Annotated in this window: 1 protein-coding gene; it reads left to right on the top strand. The window is 47.5% G+C overall.

What is annotated here, in order from left to right:
• On the top strand, window positions 1–872 hold an 872-nt coding region (locus ESE_RS11765; protein ID WP_010375362.1), incomplete at both ends, for an aldehyde dehydrogenase family protein.

Below are 872 nucleotides of genomic sequence, written 5' to 3'. Positions count from 1 at the left end.
CAATGGATCGACACGCCATCACTAGATGGGACAACGACGTTGATTCAAAACCCAAAGATTGCGTCAATCTTGGCAACGGGTGGTCCTTCAATGGTTAACGCCGCTTTGAAGTCAGGAAACCCATCAATGGGTGTTGGTGCTGGTAACGGTGCCGTGTTCGTTGACGGAACGGCTAACGTTGACCGTGCGGTTGAAGACTTGCTATTGTCAAAGCGTTTTGACAACGGTATGATCTGTGCCACTGAAAACTCATTGGTTATCGAAGCCCCTGTTTATGACGAAGTCATGCGCAAGTTGCAAGAACAAGGTGCTTACTTGACGCCGAAGAAGGACTACGAGAAGGTTGCTAACTTTGTCTTCAAGCCAAACGCAGAAGGTTACGGGGTTAACGGACCAGTTGCTGGTATGTCAGGTAAGTGGATTGCCGAGCAATCAGGTTTGAAGTTGCCAGAAGATAAGGATGTTTTGTTGTTCGAATTGGACAAGAAGAACATCGGTGAAGCTTTGTCATCAGAAAAGTTGAGTCCTTTGTTGTCAGTCTACAAGGCTGCTGACCGTGAGGACGCCATTGAAATCGTTCGCGCTTTGTTGAACTACCAAGGTGCTGGTCACAACGCTGCTATCCAAATCGGTGCCCAAGACGATCCATTCGTTAAGGAATACGCTGATAAGATTGAAGCATCACGTATCTTGGTTAACCAACCAGATTCAATCGGTGGTGTGGGAGATATCTACACGGATGCAATGCGCCCATCATTGACGCTAGGAACTGGATCATGGGGGAAGAATTCATTGTCACACAATTTGTCTACTTACGATTTGCTTAACATCAAGACGGTTGCCCGTCGTCGTAACCGTCCACAATGGGTCCG

The organism is Weissella cibaria KACC 11862 (genome assembly GCF_000193635.1).
Lineage (GTDB): Bacteria > Bacillota > Bacilli > Lactobacillales > Lactobacillaceae > Weissella > Weissella cibaria.
This window is presented reverse-complemented; position numbering and strand designations above follow the sequence as displayed.